At 62.3% G+C, this 22,969-nt stretch carries 19 protein-coding genes and 2 pseudogenes; 16 read left to right on the top strand and 5 right to left on the bottom strand.

Annotation, left to right across the window (positions count from 1 at the left end):
• Nucleotides 1-90: 90 nt before the first annotated feature.
• Nucleotides 91-576: a hypothetical protein gene (locus GA0061098_RS45900; protein WP_245323151.1), complete on the top strand. Its 486-nt coding sequence runs from the start codon at nucleotides 91-93 to the stop codon at nucleotides 574-576.
• Complete coding sequence (locus GA0061098_RS00220) at nucleotides 462-1,232, top strand: substrate-binding domain-containing protein (RefSeq protein WP_245323146.1); 771 nt, start codon at nucleotides 462-464, stop codon at nucleotides 1,230-1,232. The genes GA0061098_RS45900 and GA0061098_RS00220 overlap by 115 nt, the downstream gene beginning before the upstream one ends.
• Before the next feature lie 75 nt (nucleotides 1,233-1,307).
• On the opposite strand, the gene GA0061098_RS00215 is transcribed toward GA0061098_RS00220, so the two are convergent.
• Nucleotides 1,308-2,102 (bottom strand): DeoR/GlpR family DNA-binding transcription regulator, encoded by a 795-nt coding sequence (locus GA0061098_RS00215; protein WP_091952227.1) that lies wholly within the window; start codon nucleotides 2,100-2,102, stop codon nucleotides 1,308-1,310.
• Nucleotides 2,103-2,443: 341 nt separating this feature from the next.
• On the opposite strand from GA0061098_RS00215, the gene deoC reads away from it, so the two are divergent.
• The 8 genes from deoC to GA0061098_RS00175 all read left to right on the top strand — a co-directional run bounded on the left by deoC (nucleotide 2,444) and on the right by GA0061098_RS00175 (nucleotide 11,798).
• On the top strand, nucleotides 2,444-3,361 hold the full coding sequence (deoC, locus tag GA0061098_RS00210) for a deoxyribose-phosphate aldolase (protein ID WP_245323145.1): 918 nt from the start codon (nucleotides 2,444-2,446) through the stop codon (nucleotides 3,359-3,361).
• 2 nt (nucleotides 3,362-3,363) lie between these two features.
• Nucleotides 3,364-5,751, top strand: a complete 2,388-nt coding sequence (locus tag GA0061098_RS00205; RefSeq protein WP_091952221.1) for an aldehyde dehydrogenase family protein — start codon at nucleotides 3,364-3,366, stop codon at nucleotides 5,749-5,751.
• An 80-nt stretch (nucleotides 5,752-5,831) separates the two neighbouring features.
• Entirely contained in the window at nucleotides 5,832-6,287 is a 456-nt protein-coding gene (locus GA0061098_RS00200; RefSeq protein WP_091953780.1) for an RbsD/FucU family protein, read from the top strand.
• 5 nt (nucleotides 6,288-6,292) lie between these two features.
• Nucleotides 6,293-7,216 carry a ribokinase gene (gene rbsK / locus GA0061098_RS00195; RefSeq protein ID WP_091953778.1) on the top strand — a complete coding sequence of 308 codons (924 nt, stop codon included), beginning with the start codon at nucleotides 6,293-6,295 and terminating at the stop codon, nucleotides 7,214-7,216.
• 7 nt (nucleotides 7,217-7,223) lie between these two features.
• Nucleotides 7,224-8,099, top strand: coding sequence for a carbohydrate ABC transporter permease (locus tag GA0061098_RS00190; RefSeq protein WP_091953775.1), 876 nt, complete (start codon nucleotides 7,224-7,226; stop codon nucleotides 8,097-8,099).
• Nucleotides 8,096-9,133, top strand: a complete 1,038-nt coding sequence (locus GA0061098_RS00185) for a carbohydrate ABC transporter permease (protein ID WP_091952218.1) — start codon at nucleotides 8,096-8,098, stop codon at nucleotides 9,131-9,133. The genes GA0061098_RS00190 and GA0061098_RS00185 overlap by 4 nt, the downstream gene beginning before the upstream one ends.
• A gap of 28 nt (nucleotides 9,134-9,161) precedes the next feature.
• Nucleotides 9,162-10,622, top strand: coding sequence for an extracellular solute-binding protein (locus GA0061098_RS00180; RefSeq protein WP_091952215.1), 1,461 nt, complete (start codon nucleotides 9,162-9,164; stop codon nucleotides 10,620-10,622).
• An 84-nt stretch (nucleotides 10,623-10,706) separates the two neighbouring features.
• Entirely contained in the window at nucleotides 10,707-11,798 is a 1,092-nt protein-coding gene (locus tag GA0061098_RS00175; RefSeq protein ID WP_091952214.1) for an ABC transporter ATP-binding protein, read from the top strand.
• A gap of 38 nt (nucleotides 11,799-11,836) precedes the next feature.
• On the opposite strand, the pseudogene GA0061098_RS45895 reads toward GA0061098_RS00175, so the two are convergent.
• The 3 genes and pseudogenes from GA0061098_RS45895 to GA0061098_RS00160 form a co-directional block, all read right to left on the bottom strand.
• A pseudogene (locus GA0061098_RS45895) lies at nucleotides 11,837-12,040 on the bottom strand (MBL fold metallo-hydrolase); the annotation flags it as partial.
• 144 nt (nucleotides 12,041-12,184) lie between these two features.
• Complete coding sequence (locus tag GA0061098_RS00165; protein ID WP_091952213.1) at nucleotides 12,185-13,135, bottom strand: AraC family transcriptional regulator; 951 nt, start codon at nucleotides 13,133-13,135, stop codon at nucleotides 12,185-12,187.
• Nucleotides 13,136-13,153: 18 nt separating this feature from the next.
• Complete coding sequence (locus GA0061098_RS00160) at nucleotides 13,154-14,107, bottom strand: helix-turn-helix transcriptional regulator (RefSeq protein WP_091952208.1); 954 nt, start codon at nucleotides 14,105-14,107, stop codon at nucleotides 13,154-13,156.
• A gap of 413 nt (nucleotides 14,108-14,520) precedes the next feature.
• On the opposite strand from GA0061098_RS00160, the gene GA0061098_RS00155 reads away from it, so the two are divergent.
• Together GA0061098_RS00155 and GA0061098_RS00150 are read left to right on the top strand one after the other, a co-directional pair.
• A complete protein-coding gene (locus GA0061098_RS00155; protein WP_091952207.1) occupies nucleotides 14,521-15,453 on the top strand; it encodes an AraC family transcriptional regulator in 933 nt (310 codons plus the stop codon).
• Between the two features lie 106 nt (nucleotides 15,454-15,559).
• The gene (locus GA0061098_RS00150; RefSeq protein ID WP_091953772.1) at nucleotides 15,560-16,492 is read left to right on the top strand and encodes a helix-turn-helix domain-containing protein; all 933 of its coding nucleotides are present in this window, start codon (nucleotides 15,560-15,562) and stop codon (nucleotides 16,490-16,492) included.
• 8 nt (nucleotides 16,493-16,500) lie between these two features.
• Here the strand turns inward: GA0061098_RS00150 and GA0061098_RS00145 are convergent, their stop codons facing one another.
• On the bottom strand, nucleotides 16,501-17,418 hold the full coding sequence (locus tag GA0061098_RS00145; protein ID WP_091952205.1) for a catalase: 918 nt from the start codon (nucleotides 17,416-17,418) through the stop codon (nucleotides 16,501-16,503).
• Between the two features lie 641 nt (nucleotides 17,419-18,059).
• On the opposite strand from GA0061098_RS00145, the pseudogene GA0061098_RS00140 reads away from it, so the two are divergent.
• The 4 genes and pseudogenes from GA0061098_RS00140 to GA0061098_RS00125 form a co-directional block, all read left to right on the top strand.
• Nucleotides 18,060-18,785 (top strand): annotated as a pseudogene (locus tag GA0061098_RS00140) (YiiX/YebB-like N1pC/P60 family cysteine hydrolase); the annotation flags it as partial.
• Nucleotides 18,786-20,192: 1,407 nt separating this feature from the next.
• The gene (locus tag GA0061098_RS00135; RefSeq protein WP_091952201.1) at nucleotides 20,193-20,525 is read left to right on the top strand and encodes a hypothetical protein; all 333 of its coding nucleotides are present in this window, start codon (nucleotides 20,193-20,195) and stop codon (nucleotides 20,523-20,525) included.
• A gap of 477 nt (nucleotides 20,526-21,002) precedes the next feature.
• Nucleotides 21,003-22,013: a SphA family protein gene (locus GA0061098_RS00130; RefSeq protein ID WP_091952199.1), complete on the top strand. Its 1,011-nt coding sequence runs from the start codon at nucleotides 21,003-21,005 to the stop codon at nucleotides 22,011-22,013.
• Between the two features lie 142 nt (nucleotides 22,014-22,155).
• Nucleotides 22,156-22,959 (top strand): LssY C-terminal domain-containing protein, encoded by an 804-nt coding sequence (locus GA0061098_RS00125; RefSeq protein WP_091952198.1) that lies wholly within the window; start codon nucleotides 22,156-22,158, stop codon nucleotides 22,957-22,959.
• The last annotated feature ends 10 nt before the right edge of the window (nucleotides 22,960-22,969 follow it).

Genomic DNA, 22,969 nt, shown 5'->3' with positions numbered 1-22,969 from the left:
CGCGTGAGCCACAAGTTCATCTGCGTTGCGTGGGTAGGGGCAAGGTCGCTGGCCCTCCGGTGAATCGGCGACCAAAAAGCGGAGGAAACAATGAAACCAATCTTGCGACAAACTGTGTTGATGGCTGCTGCTGCGGCCGTCTCGATCGTCCCCTCGGCCCGCGCCGAAGTGCCCGCGACCTGCGTCAAGGGTGTCGATCTCGCAAAGCTCGGGCCGAAATCGATCGTCGGCCAGGGACCCCACGGCGAGAAGGCGGCTTCGCCCGAGGTGCTCGCGCTGTCGGAGGCCGACGCCGCGAAGATCAAGGAGAAGCACTTCAAGGTCGGCATCTCCATGCAGACGGTCAACCTCGACTGGTCGCAGCTCCAGATTCAGGGCATCACCGACACGCTGAAGAAGTACGGCGTGACGGTGACGGGCGTGGCATCCGCCGAATATCAGGTGGACAAGCAGATCGCCGTATCGAGAACACCATCCAGCAGCATCCGGACGGCATCATCTCGATCCCGGTCGATTTCACTGCGACCGCGCCGACCTACAAGAAGATCGCCAAAGCCGGCATCAAGCTCGTGCTGATGGACAGCATTCCGACCGGGCTGAAGCATCCGGAGGAATATGCGACGATGGTTTCGGCGGATAGCCAGGGCAACGGCCAGATCGCGGCACAGATCCTGGCGTCCTGTATGCCGCAGGGCGGCACCATCGGTCTCGTCAATTTCGGAGTCGACTATTTCAGCACCAACGAGCGCACCAAGGGTGTGCGGGAGTGGATGAAGGCGAACCGGCCCGACATCAAGATGAAGCAGGTCGATTTCACCGATCCGCCGAAGGTTTCGCAGATCGCGGGCGACTTCCTGACCGGCAACCCTGATGTCAAGGGACTGTACGCGGTGTGGGATCAGCCGGCGCTCGACACGCTGAGCTCGATGCGGGCCCAGGGCATCGATATTCCCATGACGACGGTTGATCTCGGCCTGCAATCGGCGATCGAGATTGCCAAGGGAGGTCCGCTGAAGGCCACCGGCTCGCAGCGTCCCTATGACCAGGGCGTCGCCGAGGCGATGGCGATGATGAATGCGCTGCTGGGTAAGGAAACGCCGGGCTGGGTCGGTGTGCAGTCGCTGCCGGTGACGCAGTCGAACGTGCTGGAATCCTACAAGGCCGTCTTCAAGAAGGACCCGCCGGCCGAGCTGACGGATGCCTGCAACAAGGCGAAGCCCGCCTGCAACTGAGCCCGTAATACCGATGCGCGGTTCTTCGGGACCGTGCATCGTCGACCTGATCCGGGTGAACCAGCCCCGTCCGGATCAGGCCGCGCTGGTAACGTATTCGACGGGAAGGCTGCGGAAGTGCTTGCGCGTGTCCGCCGGCACGGAGCCGCCGACGATGATCCGGGAGAACGAGCCGACGTCGGAGAAGAAGGCCGGCTTGAGGCTGCCGAGCTTGCTGGCGTCGACCACGAGGATGCTTTCCATCGCAGTGGCAATGACGGCCTGCTTGATGGCGACCTCGTGAAAATTCGAGCAGCTCGCGCCGCGGGTCCAGTGCAGGCCGCCGGCCGAGATGAAAGCCTTGTTGACCCCGAGCCGCCGCAGATAGGACAGGCCGTCGTCCGACGAGAACGACTGCGACGACGGATGGTAAAGCCCGCCCATCAGCATCACCTGCGTCGCCGGCCGGTGGGTGACGATCGAGGCGACGTTCAGCGAATAGCAGATCACCGAGAGGGGCATGTCCTCGGGCAGACAATCCGCCAGCGACTGCATGGTGGTGCCGCAGTCGATGAAGATGGTGTCGCCTTCCCTGATCGAGGCGGCTGCGGCTCGGCAGGCGAGGCGCTTGTCCTGCGTGTGCTGGTCGATTTCCTGCTCGAAGGTGTATTTGATCCCGGTCGGCGCGGCCGCATTGACGACGTAGCCGCCGAGCAGGGCGAGCGCCGCCTCCGGGCCGGCAAGGTCGCGCCTGACCGTCATCTCCGACACCTTCAGCAAGTCCGCGGCGTCCTTCAGATGCAGTGCGCCGCTGGTTTCGACGGCGCGGCGCAGCCGTTGCAGCCGCTGGACGCGGGTCTCGCTGGAGCGTGCGTTCGGTGTTTCAGCCATTTTGGTCACCGAGCTTGCTTATCCGGTTGACAATGATCTTACAATGATGTGAGTTTAGCAACGTGAATTTGTTACAATAATAACATATGGTCCAAAGGGCAGTTGCTGTCAGGCGATGGCAGGTCAGCGGAAGCTCCGGCGGACAAGGGATGGGAGGATCACATGTTGCAATCGGCACATTCAGTCTATCTGGCGCTTCAGCCGATTCGCTAGCACCGCACGGCGTACCGATGGCGCAGGGCGTCTTGATATCAAATCCATCCGCGGTGCCGGCGCAGCCACACGCGCGGGATCACAACCATACGCATGCCATCGCGCGCAACAGCGGCCGCGCGCTCGAGATGGACTGGGTCGATGAGATCAGGATCAATCTGTCGGCCGCAGAGCACCGCGTTGCGAGCCTGCCTGGCCGACGCACCGTCAAGAAGGATGCACAGGCGGCGTGGCTGCTCAAGGCGATCACCTGCATCGACCTGACGACGCTCAACGGCGACGATACGACCGAGCGTGTGAAACGCCTCTGCGCCAAGGCGAGGGCCCCGCTGCGAGGTGACCTGCTTGAGGCCCTGGGCTTTGCCGGGCGCGGGCTGCACACGGGCGCGATCTGCGTCTATCACCGCTTGGTCGCAACCGCGGTCGAAGCGCTCGATGGATCTGACATCCCGGTCGCTGCGGTCTCGACCGGATTTCCTGCAGGCCTGATACCGCACGATCTGAAACTCAAGGAGATCGAGGCGTCCGTCAGGGACGGTGCGCAGGAGATCGACATCGTCATCACGCGCGAGCACGTGCTGACCGGAGATTGGCGGGCGCTTTACGCCGAGGTTCGTGATTTCCGCGCCGCCTGCGGCGATGCGCATCTGAAGACGATCCTGGCAACTGGTGACCTCAAGACGCTACGCAACGTCGCCAAGGCCTCGATGGTCTGCATGATGGCCGGCGCCGACTTCATCAAGACTTCGACCGGCAAGGAAGGCGTCAATGCCACGCTGCCGGTGACGCTGGCGATGCTGCGCATGATCAGGGTCTATGAGGAGCGCACCGGCTTCAAGATCGGATTCAAGCCGGCCGGCGGAATCTCGACGGCGAAGGACGTGCTCAACTACCAATTCCTGATGAAGGAGGAGTTGGGACGCGATTGGCTCGAACCGGATCTGTTCCGCGTCGGCGCCTCGAGCCTGCTCGCCGACATCGAGCGCCAGCTCGAGCATCACGTCACCGGCCGCTATTCGGCCTTCAACCGTCACCCCGTGGGCTGAGCATGAGCATCGCACATTACTACGAGACGATGGAGTATGGTCCTGCTCCTGAGGCGGACGGTGAGGCGCGGGCCTGGCTGAAGCGTCACGACGCGACATTCGGGCATTTCATCGCTGGCAAATTTGTCGCCCCGGCTTCGGGCAAGCATCTGACGACGATCGAGCCGGCCACGGGCAAGACGCTGGCTCAAATCGCGCAAGGTGTCGCGGCCGATGTCGAGGCCGCCGTCGGCGCAGCGCGATCGGCGCAATCACCGTGGGCAAAGCTCGGTGGTCACGGTCGGGCCCGTCATCTCTATGCGCTGGCGCGCATGCTCCAGCGTCACGCGCGGCTGTTCGCGGTACTGGAAGCGATCGACAACGGCAAGCCGATCAGGGAAACCCGCGATCTCGACGTGCCGCTCGCCGCGCGCCATTTCCTGTATCACGCCGGCTGGGCGCAATTGCAGGAGCGCGAGTTCGCCGACCATGTCCCGGTGGGTGTGATCGGCCAGATCATCCCCTGGAATTTCCCGCTGCTGATGTTGGCCTGGAAGATCGCGCCCGCGCTGGCGGCCGGCAACACCGTGGTGCTGAAGCCGGCGGAATTCACCTCGCTGACCGCGCTGCTGTTCGCTGAGCTGGCGGCGGAAGCCGGCCTCCCGGCTGGCGTGTTGAACGTGGTGACGGGTGACGGCGCCACCGGCGCGTTGCTGGTCGAAGACCCTGATGTCGACAAGATCGCCTTTACCGGATCGACCGAGGTCGGGCGGTTGATCCGCCAGTCGACCGCAGGCAGCGGCAAGTCGCTGACGCTCGAGCTCGGTGGCAAATCGCCGTTCATCGTGTTTGACGACGCCGATATCGATGGCGCCGTGGAAGGCGTGGTCGATGCGATCTGGTTCAATCAGGGGCAGGTCTGCTGCGCCGGATCGCGGCTGTTGTTGCAGGAGGGGATCGCAGAGACGTTCCGCAAGCGTCTGATCCGCCGCATGGAGACGCTGCGGGTGGGGCCGCCGCTCGACAAGACGATCGACATGGGCGCGGTGGTCGCTCCTGTCCAGCTCGAGCGGATCAAGGCGTTGGTCGAAACCGGGGTGAAGGAGGGCGCCGAGAAGTATCAGGCGTCTGGCGCGATTCCCGCAGAGGGATGCTTCTATCCCCCGACCTTGCTCTGGAACGTGCATCCGTCCTCGACCGTGGCGATCGAGGAGATCTTTGGGCCCGTGCTGGTCGCGATGACCTTCCGCACGCCCGACGAAGCCGTGATGCTCGCCAACAACACGCGCTACGGGCTTGCCGCCAGCGTGTGGAGCGAGACCATTGGCCTCGCGCTCGACATCGCGCCAAAGCTTCAGGCCGGCGTGGTCTGGGTCAATGCGACCAATTTGTTCGACGCCAGCGTCGGCTTCGGCGGCTACCGCGAGTCCGGCTTCGGCCGCGAGGGCGGCCGCGAAGGTCTCTATGAGTATCTTAAGCCGAAGGCGTGGACCGGCCGCAAAGCGCGGGCCAAGCTGCCGCCACCGTCTGAAGCCTCGACCGAGGGCGCCGGATTCGGCACGCCGTCGATCGATCGGACGGCAAAGCTGTTCGTCGGCGGCAAGCAGGTCCGCCCCGACGGAAATTATTCGTGCGCAGTGCTGTCGCCGAAGGGGAAGCATCTCGGCGAAGTCGGTGAGGGCAATCGCAAGGACATCCGCAACGCCGTGGCCGCCGCACGGTCGGCCGAGGCGTGGGTGCGGGCAACAGCGCATAATCGCGCCCAAATCCTCTACTACCTTGCCGAAAATCTGTCGGCGCGCAGCGACGAGTTCGCCCGGCGCATCGGTGACATGACCGGCGTTTCGCCCGTAAAGGCGCGCGGCGAGGTCGAGGCGAGTATCGAGCGGCTGTTCAGCTATGGGGCCTGGGCCGACAAATATGAGGGGACGATCCATGCGCCGCCATTGCGCGGCGTGGCGCTTGCCATGCACGAGCCGATCGGCGTAGTCGGGGTGGCTTGTCCGGACGAAGCGCCGCTGCTCGGCTTCATCAGCCTGGTGGCCCCGTTGATCGCGATGGGCAACCGTGTCGTCGCAGTCCCGAGCGAGCGGCATCCGCTGGCCGCGACCGATTTCTACCAGGTGCTGGAGACCTCGGACGTGCCGGCAGGCGTCGTCAATATCGTCACCGGTGAGCGCGATAGCCTTGCAAAGGTCCTTGCCGAGCATGACGACGTCGACGCGCTCTGGGTGTTCGGCTCGCAGGAGGCTTCAACAGTGGCGGAGCGGCTGTCGGTCGGTAACCTCAAGCGCACGCTGGTCGATCATGGGCTGGCGCTCGATTGGTACGACCGGGCGGCGAGCGAAGGGCCGATCCTGCTCCGTCACGCGGTTCACGTGAAGAACATCTGGATTCCCTACGGAGACTAGAGACGCCACCTTGCGGTGATATGGATTGGCATCCGGACCGTCAGAGTTCGGGCATTTTGAAGACGAGGGAAGGACGCAACATGCTCAAGGGCATCAATCCACTGCTCAATGCCGACGTGCTCTATGCCTTGCGCGCAATGGGACACGGGGACCGCCTCGTGGTGTGCGATACTAATTTCCCCGCTGACTCCATCGCGCGCCAGACCGTGTTCGGCGAGCTGCTCCGCATCGATAATGTCAGTACGGCCAAGGCGATCGAAGCCATTCTCTCGGTGATGCCGCTCGATACGTTCGTCCACGACGCGGCGATGCGCATGGAGATCGTCGGCCAGCCCCAGGAGGTGCCGCCGGTGCAGTGCGAGGTGCAGGCCGTGATCGACCGCGCCGAAGGGAAATCCTGGCCGCTGGTCGGGGTCGAGCGCCATGCATTCTATGAGAAGGCCAAGGCGGCCTATTGCGTGATCACCACCGGCGAGCGGCGCTTCTACGGCTGTTTCCTGTTCACCAAGGGCGTCATCGCGCCGGACGGAGAGTGACGACCATGAGCAAGTCTGGCGTTGCAATCCTCGGCATCTTCGTCGTCGATCTGGCCTTCCGCGCCGGCAACATGCCCGCGATCGGCGAAACCATTGCCGGCTCGGGATTTGCCATGGGGCCGGGCGGCAAGGGATCGAACCAGGCCGTCGCGGCGGCGCGCGCGGGCGCGGACGTGACCTTCATCTCCCGGATCGGCCGCGATGCCTTCGGTGATCTCGCCATCAAGACCTGGGAAACCGAAGGCATCAGGCCGCGCGTGGCCAGGACCAAGGAGGCGCCGACCGGCGCCGCTTTCATCTACGTCCACGAGACGCGCGGCGACAACGCCATCATCGTCGTGAGCGGCGCGGCCGACGGCCTCAGCCCTGATGACGTCGATGCGGCGGCGGATGCGATCCGCGCCAGCCGCGTCTTCGTAACCCAACTCGAACAGCCGGTCGCTGCTGCGCAGCGCGGGCTCGAGATCGCGCGTGCTGCGGGCAGCATCACCGTGTTCAATCCGGCTCCTGCGGGCGCATTCGACGACAGCCTGTTTGCCTTGTGCGACTACGTCGTTCCGAACGAGACCGAGGCCGAAGCACTGACCGGAATCGCGGTGGGTGATCTTGCTGGCGCCCGCCGCGCCGGCGATGCGCTGCTGGCCAAGGGAGCCGGCACGGCGCTGATCACGCTCGGCGAACGCGGAGCGTTGTTTCACGGGCGAGATCGCTCGCTGCATGTGCCGCCGTTCGCCGCCGGCAAGGTGGTCGAAACTGCGGGTGCGGGTGATGCCTTCGTCGGCGGTTTCGCAGCAGCGCTCGCGGGCGGCACCGATCCGTTGGATGCCGCGCGCTTCGGTTCGGCGACAGCCGGGATCTCCGTGACGCGCGCGGGGACTGCGCCTGCCATGCCGCGCCGGGCCGAGATCGAAGCCCTGTTGAAGGGATGATTTGCTGATGATGCGGAACGATCCGATCAAGCACGTCTTCATCTGGCCGGCGGTGCTCGTCGTGCTGGCGATCTCGATCTTTCCGTTGATCTATTCGTTCACCACCAGCTTCCTCAGCTATCGGCTGATTCCGCCAATTCCGCCGCGCGTGGTGTGGTTCGGCAATTATGCCACGCTCTTGCAGGAGCCGCGCTTCTGGAACGCGATCGTCACGACGACGCTGATCGCGTTCATCGCCGTCGGGCTTCAATACGTCATCGGGTTTGGCGTCGCGCTCGCGCTGAACGCGCGCATTCCCGGCGAGCGGCTGTTTCGCGTGGCCTTGCTGCTGCCCATGCTGCTGGCCCCGGTTGCCGTCGCGCTGGTGGCCCGCATGATCTTCAATCCGACCATGGGGCCGCTCAACCAGTTCTTGTCCATGTTCGGTCTGGCAAACCTGCCGTTCCTCACCAATGGACATTGGGCGCTCGCCTGCATCATCGCGGTCGAGATCTGGCAGTGGACGCCTTTCATCATCCTGATGATGCTGGCCGGACTGCAAACGCTTCCCGAAGATGTCTACGAGGCGGCCGAACTCGAGAACGCCAGCGCCTGGCAGCAGTTCTGGGGTATCACGTTTCCGATGATGCTGCCGATCTCCGCAGCCGTCGTTTTCATCCGCCTGATCGAGAGCTACAAGATCATGGACACCGTGTTCGTGATGACGGGCGGCGGACCGGGCGTGGACACCGAGACGCTGACTTTGTTCGCCTATCAGGAGGGCTTCAAGAAGTTCAATCTCGGCTACACGTCCGCGCTCAGTTTCCTGTTCCTGATCGCCATCACGATCATCGGCGTGACCTATCTGGCGCTGCTGCGGCCGCATCTGGAGAAGCGCCGATGAGCGGGCAGGGCCTCACCGGACTGTCGAGCTGGAGTCGCCGCCTGGTCGCGGTCGGCGTGCTCGCATGGTGCCTGATCACGGCGTTTCCGCTCTATTGGGTGGTGGTGACCGCTTTCAAGACCCCGCCGGGCGTGGTCGGCGGCCCGACCTATATTCCGTTCGTCGATTTCACGCCGACCCTTCAGCCCTTCATCGATCTCTACCAGGGGATCCGGGGTGAATTCTTCCGGACGTTCCTGAACTCGACCATCGTCGGACTGTCGGCGGCAGCGATCGCAACCGCCATCGGGGCGATGGCGGCCTATGCGCTGGTCAGGTTCGAATTCAGGGTACGGTTCGGCGCCGGCCTGATCTTCTTCCTGCTCGCGCTCGGCGGCTATCTGCTGTTCAACAATTCGCTCGGATTCACCCGGCCGCAGGCGCTGCTGCTCGCGTTCCCGTTCGCGCTTGCCGCTGCGATCGTCGCCAACCGTCTGCCGCTGCCGGGCCCGATCCTCGGCAATGAGGACATCCTGTTCTGGTTCGTCAGCCAGCGCATGTTTCCACCGATCGTCACGGCCTTTGCGCTCTACCTGCTCTACAGCGAGATCGGCCGGCTCGGCTTCCAGCTCATCGACAGCTTTGTCGGCCTGACGCTGTGCTACGTCGCGTTCTCGCTGCCGATCGTCGTCTGGCTGATGCGCGACTTCTTCGAGGCGATCCCGATCGAGGTGGAGGAAGCCGCGATGGTCGACAACGTGCCGAGCTGGCGCATCTTTCTCGGCATCGTGGTGCCGATGTCGATGAACGGGCTGCTGGCGACGTTCATGATCACGCTAGCCTTTGTCTGGAACGAGTTCCTGTTCGCGCTGTTCCTGACCAATTCCAAATGGCAGACGCTGCCGATCCTCGTGGCGGGACAGAACAGTCAGCGCGGCGACGAATGGTGGGCGATCTCGGCCGCGGCGCTCGTCGCCATCATTCCGATGATGATCATGGCGGGCCTGCTCAGCCGCATGATGCGGTCGGGCCTGCTGCTCGGGGCAATCAAATAGCAAAAACTCATCTAGGGAGGACTGGACGATGTTGCGACGGACGTTTCTGATGCTGACCACCTCGCTCGCGATGGCTTGCGCGGCGGGCCAGGCGAACGCGGCCTGTAGTCCGGATTACTCCGGCGTCACCTTGACGGTGGCGTCGCAGACCGGGCCGTACATCGCCTCGGCGCTCAAGCTCGGCGCGGATGAATGGACCAAGAAGACCTGCGGCAAGGTCAATGTCGTCGAGTTTCCGTGGTCGGAGCTCTACCCGAAGATCGTGACGTCGCTCACCGCCTCGGACGCGACATTCGACCTGGTCAGCTTTGCGCCGGCCTGGTTGCCGGACTTCGTCCCTTATCTCAGCGAGATGCCGAAGGCGATGCAATCGGGCAAGGATTGGGACGATGTCGAGCCGGCCTATCGCGAACGTCTGATGGTGTGGGAAGGCAAGATCTATTCGCAATCGATGGACGGCGACGTCCACACCTACACCTATCGCATGGACCTGTTCAGCGATCCCAAGGAGAAGGACGCGTTCAAGGCCAAGTACGGCTACGACCTGGCGCCGCCAAAGACCTGGAAGCAGTATCTCGACATCGCGGAGTTCTTCCAGCGCCCCGACAAGGGACTTTGGGGTACCGCGGAAGCCTTCCGTCGTGGCGGCCAGCAGTTCTGGTTCTTCTTCAGCCACGCGGCCGCCTATACCAACAACCCGAACTATCCGGGCGCGATGTTCTTCGACCCCGAAACGATGGATGCCCAGATCAACAATCCTGGCTGGGTGAAGGGATTGGAAGAATACATCCGCGCCTCAAAGCTTGGCCCGCCCAATGCGCTGAACTTCTCGTTCGGCGAGGTCAACGCGGCCGTGGCCGGCGGTCAGGTGGCGGAATCGATCGGCTGGGGCGACACCGGCGTGATCGCGGCCGACCCCAAGCAATCGAAGATCTCAGGCAAGGTCGGCTCCGCGGTGCTGCCCGGCTCTGACGAGATCTGGAATGCGAAAACCAAGAAGTGGGACAAGTTCCCGGCAGTCCTGCCGGCACCCTTCATGGCGTTCGGAGGGTGGCAGATTGGCGTGCCGAAGGTGGGCAAGAACCAGCAGGCGGCATGGGATTTCGTCAAGACGCTGACAAGCCCCGAAGTCTCTGGCCAGGCCGCGATCACCGGCGGCACCGGCGTCAACCCTTACCGCAAGTCGCACACCGCGAATCTGGAGTTGTGGAGCAAGATCTTCTCGCCGCAGGAGGCCAAGGAATATCTCGGCGCGCAGGCTGACTCCATCAACGGCAAGAACGTTGCGCTCGACATGCGTCTGCCCGGCTATTTCTCCTACACCGAGGTCGTGGAGATCGAGCTAGGCAAGGCGCTAGCCGGCCAGACCACGCCGCAGGCGGCACTGGACACGGTCGCCAAGGAATGGAATCGCCTGACCGACGAGTTCGGCCGCGCGAAGCAGCTTGCCGCCTATCGCGCGGCGATGGGCCTCCCGCCCAAGAACTAGCCTCCGCTGAGACTTCCCCGGATGATGCGCGAGCATCATCCGGGCTTTGTTGGCCGTCGACATTAGGGGCGGAAAAAGGATTCCATGGCGCGCGTCGAGATCGAGAACGTCAGCAAGGCATACGGGCCCTACAAGATCATCGAGGGGCTCGATCTGAGCGTGGCCGACGAGGAGTTCGTCGTGCTGGTCGGACCGTCGGGCTGCGGCAAGACCACGACCTTGCGCATGATCGCGGGACTGGAGACGGTCACCAGCGGAACCGTTCGCATCGGCGACCGCGATGTGACGCAGTTGCGTCCCGGCTTGCGCAATTGCGCGATGGTGTTCCAGAACTACGCGCTCTATCCGCATATGACGGTCGGGGAGAATATCGGCTACGGCATGAAGGTGCGGGGCGAGTCGCGCGCCGGCATCGCGAGGGCGGTCCAGGACGTGGCACGGGTTCTCGACCTCGAGCCATATCTGGACCGCCGACCCAAGCAACTCTCCGGCGGACAGCGTCAGCGCGTGGCGATCGGCCGTGCCATCGTGCGCAGCCCGGACGTGTTTCTGTTCGACGAGCCGTTGTCGAACCTCGATGCCAAGCTCCGCATCGAGATGCGAACCGAGATCAAGGCGTTGCACCGCCGCCTCGCCAAGACGATCGTCTATGTCACGCACGATCAGGTCGAGGCCATGACCATGGCCGATCGCGTCGTGGTGATGAATCGCGGCCGGATCGAGCAGGCGGCCGATCCGATCACGATCTACGAGAAGCCCAGAAATCTCTTCGTCGCGGGCTTCATGGGCGCGCCCAGCATGAACTTCATCCATGGCGAAATTGCCGCTCGCGACGGTGCACTGGTCTTCACCGAGCCGTCGGGGACGGCGTTGCAATTGCCGAAATGCCGGGAGGCGGCCTATGCAGGGAGCATCGGCAAGCCAGTCGTGCTCGGCGTCCGGCCCGACCACGTGCTGCCGCAGGACGCGCCGGCAGGCTCTTCCGTCCGGTTGTTGGTGAAAGACGTGGAGCCGCTCGGGCCGCATACGCTCGTGATCGGCACCGTCGGCGCATTTCCGTTCACGGCGCAGATGCCAGTGGGTGTGGCTGCGGCGCCGGATCGTCCCGTCGACGTTGCGATCGATCTGAAGCGAACACACCTTTTCGACAAGGTTTCGGGGATGGCCATTTCATAGCCTGTGGGTCTCCGGACGATGCAGGTAATCCCTAATCTTCAGTAGTCCCAGAAGGCCGGTACCCAACGAAAGGCGTCACCGGCGACGGCCACATGGCCCACGGATGGGAACGGCATATGCGTGGCCACCAGCAACCCGCCGGTCTCAGCCAGCTCTCGCAAAAGGCTGGTACGCGCGCGGGCGGCTTCTTCGGGATAGTGTTCGAAGCCGTTGTGCCAGTCGGGGTCGCGATGACCCTGCGCCGTGGTACGATATCAAGGAGGGCGATACAGTGCTTGCAGGCCATTGTTCGTCTCCCTCCGCTGTCGATGTTCGATACCGCAAATCTACGGGATCGGAGCTGCGGCCGCGCCAGAGCGATTGACGCGGTTGCAGAGAGATTGCTGTTACCGGATGCGCCGGCGCCAATCGCTCGGGGTGTTGCCCGTCAGCTTCTTGAATGCCGCCGTGAACGCCGTCTGCGAAGCGTAACCGAGCTCTGCGGCCACCAGCTCAATCGACGCGTCGGTATCGCGCAGCATGTTCATGGCTCGCTCGAGCCGCTGCTGGCGCAGCCAGGCGTGCGGCGAAAGCCCGGTGCTCTCCTTGAAGGCGCGGCAGAAGTGGAAGCGAGACAGGCCGGCGTCAGATGCGAGCGCAGCGAGCGATACGTCCGCATCGCTGCCCGAGCGCAGGCGTTCAATGGCACGGCGGAGCGCGTGAGGCGACAGCCCACCCACGGCCGGCTCGAACGTTACTGGCGCGCCGGTATGCGCCGCCAGCAGACGCGTGGCCAGGAGATCCGTCAGTTGCTGCCTGAGCAGGGCATCCAGGGACGAATTTCCCTCCAGCACATCCGCCGCGCACATCAGCAAGCTGGATGTGATGGCGTCGGGATGCCCCGTCCGTTCTAGGAGATCGCCGGGCGCGAATGCGTCGGCTTCGCGGGCTACGCGTTCGAGCGTCGTGCGCGGAAGATAGAGCTGGATGACATCGATAGGGCCGGGAATATCCCATTTCGAGCTTGAACCCGCCGGAATGATCGTCACGACGCCGGGACGCGCCGTTCCAGTTGCCAGCAATTTCCCGGTACGCCGCTCCAGACGCTGAACGCCCGTAGGATAGGCCATGATGACGTGGTCGGTCATCGGCTCGACCACGTCATGCAGAGCCCCGTGCTTCCAGTGCGCTATGGCGCCATTGGCGGGGTCTGAAGCCATCTGTAGCGGCGCCGTCTTGAGCACGCGCGCCATCTCCACTTCGGCAGCGCGCCGCTGGGCGGCCGGCGAACCGTCATGGTACGCATCGGGTGCGCGAAGCAGAGCCTTCAGGGGATCGTTCACGATTGGTTTGTTCATGAAGCTATCCTCGCGTTGCTACCGCGCGCCTCGTCGCCAATCGGTCGGGGTTTCTCCGGTCAACCGCATGAAGGCGGCAGCGAATGCCGTCTGCGAGGCATAGCCAAGCTCGGCCGCCACCGACACGATCGATGTGTCGGTGTCGCGCAGCATCTTCATGGCTTGCTCGAGGCGGTATTGCCGCAGCCAGGCATGGGGTGAGAGCCCGGTACTTTCCTTGAAGGCGCGACAGAAGTGGGAGCGCGACAGGCCGGCATCCGAAGCGAGGGCTGCAAGCGAGACGTCGGCATCGCTGTCCGAACGCAAGCGTTCGATGGCGCGAAGCAGGACGTTTGGCGAAAGCCCGCCGATGGTCGGCTGGAACGCGGTGGGCGAGGCGGTGTGCGTAGCCAGCAGGCGCGTCGCGAGCAGGTCGATGAGCTGATGCCTGAACAGCGTATCGAGGGCGGAGTTGCCCTCCAGCGCGTCGGCCGCGCTCAGGAGCAATCGAGATGTAACGGGGTCGGGATGCCCGGTTCGTTCCCGGAGATCGACCGCAGTGGCCGTGTCGGCTTCGCGGGCCACGCGCGCGAGCGTTGTGGTCGGCAGATAGAGCTGAACGACATCCACCGGTTTCGGAATATCCCACCGCGAGCTTGACCCTTCCGGAATGATGATCACGGCCCCTGGACGGAACGTTCCCTTCGCAATCGATCTTCCGGAGCGCCGCTCCACGTGCTGCACCCGGCCATTGTAAGCCATGATGACGTGGTCGCTCATGGGCTCGACGACATCGTGTAACGGGTCATGTTTCCAGTGGGCGATCGCGGCCCCGGAGGGGTCGAGTGCCATGCGGACCGGTTCGGTGTGGAGGACGCGCGTCATCTCCGCGTCGGCGGAACGCTGCTCGGCATTCCGCAATTGGCGTTGGCTCGCGCTGGACGCGGCCGACGGATTTTCATGCGCAGAATCACGCGAGATCGGTTCGCTCATGGAGATGCGCCTTCAGAGGAGATGTGCACTCGCGTCGCCGGGGTGGCTGGCGGGCCGGCGTGAAGCCATCGTTTCCCTGTGCCGGCTCCGCTGGGCGTCGAGTTCTCCGCGGCGTTCTAGGCGCGTAGAACTACGGGGTCTTTCCCAAAACGGCCGCGTCTTGTCTGATTCTGCTCAAAGCGCTTCGGCGCGCCATTTTATGTGACGGGAGGGGAGGTCCCCCAATCAGGGGGGTGGATATTGAAGTCGCTTCCAAAATCGCTTTGTGACAGTCACGGCGGCCGATGCTCACAATCGCGTTTCGCGCCGCCGCCAACCTAGACCTCCGCACTCAGGTGCCGGATAATGCGCCGCGAGATAGGGATGGCAGCGAGTTGGGCGGCCCGATCAAACTTCGCGAATGGTCCGAACAAATGGCACAGGCGAGCACCTTCGGACAGAGGGTCAGGCGGCAGTTGCATCTGAGGGATGCACCGCCTTCGCTGATCACGCGTTCGCTGCGCGGCATCGAACTCGCGGTCACCGAAACCCGCGATGATAATCCTGTGCCCGGTCGTTCCGGCTCGGTGGCCGATGAGGCTTATTTCGTCAGCTTGAAGCTTCACGATTATCCGGACTGCGAGCTGTGGGATCACGGCAAGTGCGTCGGGAAAGCGAATGTCAGGGCCGGCACGACGTATCTATACGACCTCAGGAGCGATCCGGGTTTCATCATCGACAAGCCGTTTCACTCCCTCCACTTTTATCTGCCGCGTTCGGCGCTCGACGGCATCGCTCGAGAAAACCGTACACCGCCCGTTGGCGATCTCGCCTGTCAGTTTGGCTCCGGCCACGACGACCAGGTCATGCGTCATATCGGGGCAGTGCTGTTGGAAGCAATGAGTCGGCCGGGTGAGGCCAACCAGCTTTTCATCGATCACATGATGCTCGCGTTCACCGCGCATATCGCCCAGGCCTATGGCGGGCTGCAAAGCATTGCCGGACCGGCGCGCGGCGGTCTTGCGCCCAGACAGGTAAAGCGAGCCTGCGAACGGCTCGACTCGGACCTCGGCGGGACGCTTTCATTGCAACTGATCGCAGCCGAGTTTGGCCTCTCGGTTGGTCATTTTTCGCGCGCGTTCCGAATCTCGACCGGCCTGCCGCCGCATCAATGGCTGCTGCGCCAACGCGTCGAGGCGGCCAAGCAGTTGATGAGCACCGTGCGAGACCTGCCGTTGTCGGAGATTGCGATCTCGGCCGGGTTTGCCAATCAAAGCCACTTCACGAAAGTGTTTTCGGCGCAGGTCGGCATTAGTCCGGCGGCATGGCGCCGCGAGGCAGTTGGCGGCTCCGAAGGTGACATGTGATTGCGGGCGGCCCCGGACGGCTGCTTCAAGATCCTCACAGCGGTCGTGACCGTCAATCGATCGCGATCGCTTATTCCGTGCAGCTCCACTCAAGGGGGCGGTGCATATGAAATCGTCAGGTTTCTACGGTCAGACTGTGAAGCGGTTTTTTCATCTGCAGCAAGAACCGGTTTCGTTGATCACGCGTTCGCTTCGTAACGCCGAGATAGCCGTTACTGAGACCCGGGATGATGCACCCATTGAAGGCGTGTCCGGCGAGATGGGCCTTCAAGATGCCAATGTTGTCACCCTGATGCTTTACGATGACCCGAATTGTGAGACCTGGGAGCGCGGCAGGCGTGCGATCAAGGCCGATATCCGTGCGGGTGCAACATATCTGTACGACATGAAGAAAGATGTGCGCTACATCATCAACAAGCCATTCCACGCGCTCCATTTCTATCTTCCGCGCACGGCGCTCGACTCTATCGCTGAGCAGTCCAATGCACCGCGCGTGGGTGAGCTCCCCGCTCAACTCGGTGCCGGTCATGACGACCCGGTCATCCGTCATATCGGCGGGGCACTGCTGCAAGCGTTGCGTAAGCCGGCCGAGATCAACCAACTCTTCATCGATTACGCGATGCTCGCTTTTACCGCGCATGCCGCGCAGATCTATGGCGGATTGAGGTGGCGCGTTAGAGCGCCCAGGACCGGTCTAGCCCCCTGGCAGGTGAAGCGAGCCTGCGAAAGGCTTGACTCCGACCTCGGCGGGACGCTTTCATTGCAACAGATCGCGGCCGAGTTTGGCCTCTCGGTCAGCCATTTCTCGCGCGCGTTTCGAATCTCGACCGGCCTGCCGCCGCACCAATGGCTGCTACGCCAGCGTGTGCAGGCGGCCAAGCAGTTGATGACCGCGCGAGACCTGTCACTGGCCGAAATCGCGATCTCGGCCGGGTTTGCCAATCAAAGCCACTTTACGCGGGTGTTTTCGGCGCAAGTCGGCGCCAGCCCCGCAGTGTGGCGCCGCGAAGCGCAGAGCACCAACGAGAGCGAAAGCTGATCATTCGATCAGCGGCGCCGTGTCAGTGAGATCGCGTAGGCGGCGCGCCGGGCCGCAAAGATCTGGTCGGGTGGATACCCAATACCTTCGGCGAGGTCTGCCGGATTGAAGACCGATCCATCGGGCGCTTCGTTCGCTTCAATTGCAGTGATCACGATTGTTCCGAGCCGCACGGTCTCCCGACGGTCCTCATGCGGCCATCGGATCGTGACATCCAGTATGGGGTCCCCGAGACGACCGAGCACCGCCATTAGGCTGAACCGGATATCGCGTGCCGCAATCCGGTTTTCCAGGTCCTTGCGCAGAAGGCCTCCATTCGTCGTGACCGCGTCTTCGGCTAGTGCAGCTTGACTGCCGACCGGGACGACCTTGAATTTGATGAATTGCGTCTCGCCACTCCGATTTGTTGCGGGAAAGGCGTGGACGGCCCAGTAGGTGGTGTCGGCAAAGCTTGCAGGAAGTGCGTGGGCGGCCATGTAGCTTGCCTGATGCAGCGTCTCGGGATTGGCGGTGGAGAACGCCTTGATTTTTTCCGGATCAGGCCGCCCGTCGGATCCGGGAATGCGCGCCTTCAAGTAGGCCAACATTTGCGCGGTTGTCCTTGCATAGTGGACGGGAGCGCTCTGCGTGAGAATATCGGAGCGATGGCCAATATCCCCGAGTGTGAAGCTGAACCCGCGCAGCACGAAATTGTCGGTGTCTGGCATGAGGGGATTGCCGCCGTCCACTGAGAAGCGCGCCAGCACGCGTGATGGTCTTGTGAAGCTCTGAGACTTCGTGACCTCGTCTGCCCGATCCGAGGGAATATAGATCCCGCGGACGCAGTGCCCCTTGGCAAAGCTCGCGCGATCCTTTGGCGATGCACCGGCCATCGCTTTCATGGCGCCGACGATCGACGCGGGTTTGGCGGCTGGGGACCGGATCATGGCGATAATCCGGCGTCTTACCAAAGTGGCCACACTCGGCAGCCTCTCGGGCCGTGAAAGACAATCCGCTGGGCCATCGTCGGCTTCGACCCGCTGCCGAAGGTCGGAGCGCCGTCCCTGGTCATGCTTGAAATCAAGGTATTATGCATGGGAGCCGGTGGCGCCGGAATCTTCGTTCCTCCGTCCGCCGTCGAGGTGAGGCGAATCGTCGCTGAAAGCGCGCACATGAAGGTAGTGGTGAGAACTTTCGGCCGAGATGCACGAGTCAAGGATTGGTTGACGAGAGTCTTCCAGATCATCACGTGTCCTTCCGTCTACGGTTGACGTCGATACAGTGATGGTAGAGGCCTGGCGCCGCTCTGCCCCAGAGCGATTGATCCAATTGTAGAGCGATTGCTGGCAGTTGTGCGGCGTCGCGATTGACCTGCGGCCGAAAGGCGAGGGCACGGAGCATATCGAATATGCTTCTTCAACAGCCTGCGCGGCGACGTTCCGTAAGCTGACCCGCCAAGGCCCAGCCGATTAGCGGTGGCGCATTCGGTAAGAGCAATCGCTCTATAGGTACGACAATCGCTCTGGCGCGGTCCCAGATCCAACTTGCTAGATCATTACAGTGCCCACTCCAAAAGAGGAGACGAGCGATGGGCTGGATGATCGACAGCGTTGGACGATTGATTGCGCGGCTGCAGAAGCCGGCCAACCTTAGTGAGCCGTTGACGCCGATCGATCCGACGGCCTTACGCGACACTATTCGACCAGGTGACGTTTTGCTGATCGAGGGCAAAGGTCGCATTTCGGGCGGCATCAAGTATCTCACTCAATCGGCTTGGTCGCATTCGGCGCTATACGTCGGGCCGATAGGGTGTGCCGCAATTGACGGCGAGCCTCATGTCCTGATCGAAGCCAACATCGACGAAGGTGTCGTGTCGGCGCCGCTGTCAAAATATCTGCATTGTCAGACCCGCATCTGCCGGCCGGTGGGCCTGAGCGAAGTGGACTGCGAGAAGGTCTGCCGCTACGCGTCCGAACGCATCGGCCTCGGCTACGATTTCAAGAACGTCATCGATCTCATGCGGCAGTTTTTCCCATGGCCAGCGGCGCTACGTTGTCGTCGCCGAACGATCGCGCTCGGCTCGGCCGACGCGAGCCGTATCATCTGTTCGTCGCTGATTGCGCAAGCATTCGATGCCGTGCGTTACCCGATCCTGCCCACGATTACGCACATCGAGAGCCAGACGGTGCGGCGCGAAATCGCCGAGCCGCGTCACTCATCACTCTACGCGCCGCGCGATTTCGATATTTCGCCTTACTTCATGGTGGTGAAGCCCACGCTCGCGCGCGGTTTCAACTATAAGGACATGCATTGGGTCGCCAGGGGTCGCACTCCCTAGCGCACGCTTGCTCCAGAGATAGAAAGGCGCCGATCGCGCAAGTTTGACTTAGATACTTGGGAGCTGAGCTATTTGCATTCGGTTGCGATTTTCTGGGATTTTCCGCTTACTCGCTCGAATGAGTCGGAGGTGGACTTTCACCCGGATCCCGCATATCGTCCGGCAAAACAAGGAAAAACCGGCGCGCCCGACACGATTCGTACGTGTGACCTTTGCGTTTGTCAGGAGCCTGAGCGCAACCGCTGTCTTGGCCCAGATTCATCGACGCACGCGCGGAGTTATACTCATTTCGCGGAATGAGTATAACTCAACGCTTTTCAGAAGTATCCAGACCGACCGCACGCGGAATCGATCGCAATAGTAGAGTGCTCCCCTACGCGCATGTTATCTGACAAGCTCTCGATCGACCGGCTGCGTGATCCAATTTCATCATGTCTCTCACGCTCTATTGAGTCGCTTCCGCAACTTCGCTCATGTTGCGCCGCATGTGATTTATTGGATCAACGCTGACTTCGTTGCCAAAGCGGATTCCTATCGGTTGAACCTGCGTCGCTCGCCTTGCAATGTGAAGGGAGAAGAGAATGGCTCCTGCGGCAATGCGTCAATTTTTCTGCGGCCCTGAGTGAGTCTCGTCGCACGTGTGTACTGGGTATTTCGTGTGCACCATGTGTGCACTGAGAATACAGATTTGGCGTTTTGACCTCCGCCCATCTTGCGCGCCCATGATAGATTGGAGCGAAAGTTCAAAGTTTTCAATTGGTTAGACTGCGGCATGTGCACGACGTGTGCACCGGGAGGTCAAAAAAAATCTCATGGCGGCCAATGTGAGCTGTGAGCAGGCCTTCTGAGTGGGATAGGGCCGCGTCAGGGTAGTGGCCGCCGCTACGATCTGCCGAATGCACAGCGCGGGCCACGTTCCCGACGCACGCTGGCTCCGCTCGCGGTCAAATGGTGCACAATGAACAAGGGCACGACCTTCTTCTCTCGCTACGATCGCTTGCCGCTGTGAGCAATATTGCCGTCTAGGACCGGATCGCTATGACCGTCCAGCAGCGAAGCGCGGTGCACTGCTCAAGTTCGAAGGACAGCATTCCAATGCCCATTGAGGCACGGGTGAACCTGGTGCGCGAGGCTCGTATCTCCTTGCATGATATCGGTCACTACAAGCGAAGCCGGAATCACGTCACGGGATCGACTGGTCGCGATTGACAGCCTTCCACGCGCGGCGTGGCTATTGGGGTGTCCGCTACCGGAGTTGCATATCGTCAGATGAGCCGGAAGCGTTAGGCTCGACGAGTATCCGCCGAAACAATGGACGAGAGGCCGACAGAAAGAGAGCTTTGAGGCCAGTTTGACTAACCAATTGAACAATGGAGTGATGTCATGAAGCGTTTGTGGCTAGTTATTGCGATCCTCCCCGTGCTCACCAGCGCGGGCGCGTCGGCACAATCGATCAATCTTACCGGCATCTATGCGTGCGTTGACAGGTGCCGCGGAAGCCTGCCTGCCCATATCACGCAGAACGGAGCTGCACTCAACCTCCTGACCGAAGCAGGTGTCCCTGCACAGGCATGGCCGGACTGGTTTTCGCCGACGAGCCGGATCTGGATCGATGCCTTCAACGAGGGGGCGGTCTATTCGCCGGACGGCGTGGTCATTCAGTTCGACAATGGAGCGATCTGGCAACGAGGCTTGCCGCCGCTCCGACGCAGGTAGAACGCTGCATCGGCCATTCGGCATCGACCTAATCCGTGCATAGCGCGCGGCTCGTTCCTGGCAACACTAGGCGGAGTCCGATCTTCTTGTGCGGTGACCGTCTCCCTTGCTGGGGGAGTGCGCATTCTGAACTTGCTCAACTTTCAAGGCGTCGCTGGCGGCGGCGCCTTTTGCTTGTCGCGAGCATGGCTGACTATGCAAAAACGGCAAGAACACCAATCCGCACATCGGGAAAATGTGGCATGGGAGGCACAGTCTCCCGCTAAAGATGCATAAGCTGGGAAAGCGCCGATTCCGCATAGACGTGCTGTGGTAGCATCTGCTCGTTTTCCGAGTCCTCACGCGGCCGGATTGTTCTTCGGCTGTGGAGGGCAGTAGAAGAGTGGGGATCGGCAGATGCAGATAAAGGTCGGGACGTCGGTATCGACGGCTGGTTTTGTTTGGCGGTTGGGCGCGGCGGCAATTGCCGCCTTACTCATGCTCCCCAATGATGCGGCGCGAGCCGATGAAGGCGGCGTCAGCTTTTGGATCCCCGGATTTTTTGGCAGCCTCGCGGCCGTTCCCCAACAGGCGCCGGGCTGGTCGGTGACTTCGGTCTATTATCACACTTCGGTTTCCGCCGGCGGCGACGTGGCGCGGGCGCGCGAGATCACGATTGGTCGCTTTCCTGCGAATCTGACGGCCAACGTGAACGCGAACGTCAATGCGAATGTGGATCTTGGCTTGTTGGCCGGGACCTACACTTTCGCCACACCGGTGCTGGGTGGGCAGGCCTCTGCCAGCCTGTTGACGGTCTACGGCTCCAACTCCACGTCGCTGGCGGGATCGCTTACAGGAGCATTGACGCTCCCGGGCGGCGGAACGCTCCCCTTCTCGCGGTTCGACAGCATCGACAGCTCGCTCATTGCATTCGGTGACCTGATCCCGCAATTCGCGCTGCGCTGGAATGCCGGTGTCAACAATTACATGACCTACATTACCGCCGACCTCCCGGCCGGCGCCTACCAGTCGACCCGCCTTGCGAATTTGGGGATTGGGCACTGGGCTATCGACGCGGGCGGCGGCTACACCTATTTCGATCCGAAGACCGGGCATGAATTTTCGGCGGTGCTGGGATTCACGTACAACTTCGTCAACCCGTCCACTCAATATCAGAACGGCGTCGACATGCACCTCGACTGGGGCGCGTCGCAATTCCTGACCAAGCAGTGGCAGGTCGGCCTCGTGGGCTACCTTTATCAGCAGATCGGTTGCGACAGCGGCTCCGGCGATCGCGTCGGCTGCTTCCGGTCGCGGGTGGTCGGCGTCGGACCGCAGGTTGGTTACATTTTCCCGGTCGGAGACATGCAGGGATATCTGAACCTGAAGGCCTACGGCGAATTCGCCAATGAAAATCGGCCAGCAGGCTGGAATGTCTGGCTGACGTTCAATCTTCAGCCTGCGGCGGCAACGCCGCCTACGTCCTCAAGGCCGAGGTTCACGAAATAGAAGCGCAGGTGCCACCCATCTTTGTGACGAATTGAGCATCCGGTTGAATTGATCCTGACCAGGCGATGAGCTTGGCGGATCTCGCACGGGATGAAGGCGCACAGAACAAATCTATCGCAATCAAGTCGACGGCGGCAGCGGCATGAAGCGGATTGCAGGCAGGCGACGATGGTGGATCATTCCCGCGGGCGTGGTCATCGCCTACCTGATGCTGGCCTATGTCGTACTGCCTGCATTGTGGAGCCATCACGAACGCGAGCCGGGCCTCGCTTCCTTGCCCATGGTAACCCGTACCGCGAGCGGCATCCCGGGCGATGCGCTCAATGTCGGACTCGTCGGCAGCAAAGAAGATGTGCTGCGCGCCATGCATGCAGCCGGTTGGTTTCCGGCCGACCCAATCACATTGCGCTCCAGCATTGAAATCGTCGGCAGCGTGGTGCTCGATCGGCCATACCATGATGCGCCTGTGAGCCCGCTTTACTATGACGGAAAAAAGGAAGAGCTCGCCTGCGAGAAGCCGGATGGCAGGAGCGCTGATAGACGGCATCACGTCCGGCTTTGGATGGTCCTTGGAAAAGGAAGCGTTGGCCGTCCGGTCTGGCTGGGTTCAATCACGTTCGATCGCGGCGTCGGTCTCAGTCACGATACGGGGCAGGTGACCCATCACATCGCCCCCGACATCGATGCCGAACGTGACCTGCTAATGCGGGATTTGCGGGAGGCAGGTATGGCACAAGACTTCTTCCAGATCTCCGGAACCGGCCCGACCTTGTTCGGCCGAAACGGCGAAGGCGATCCGTACTATACGGATGGAGAAATCCACGTCGCCACGCTGGTCGTCGATGGTGCCAGGCGAACAGAAGCGCCAGTGACGATGCCCCCACCACCGCTGATAGCCCTGAAGGACCGGGTCTGGCACGGCATCCGCAGCGCGCTCAGCCAATGATCGCCACGGT

Source organism: Bradyrhizobium shewense (assembly GCF_900094605.1).
Taxonomy (GTDB): Bacteria; Pseudomonadota; Alphaproteobacteria; order Rhizobiales; family Xanthobacteraceae; genus Bradyrhizobium; species Bradyrhizobium shewense.
Note: the sequence above shows the minus strand (reverse complement) of the source record. Positions and strands in the feature narration are given on the sequence as shown.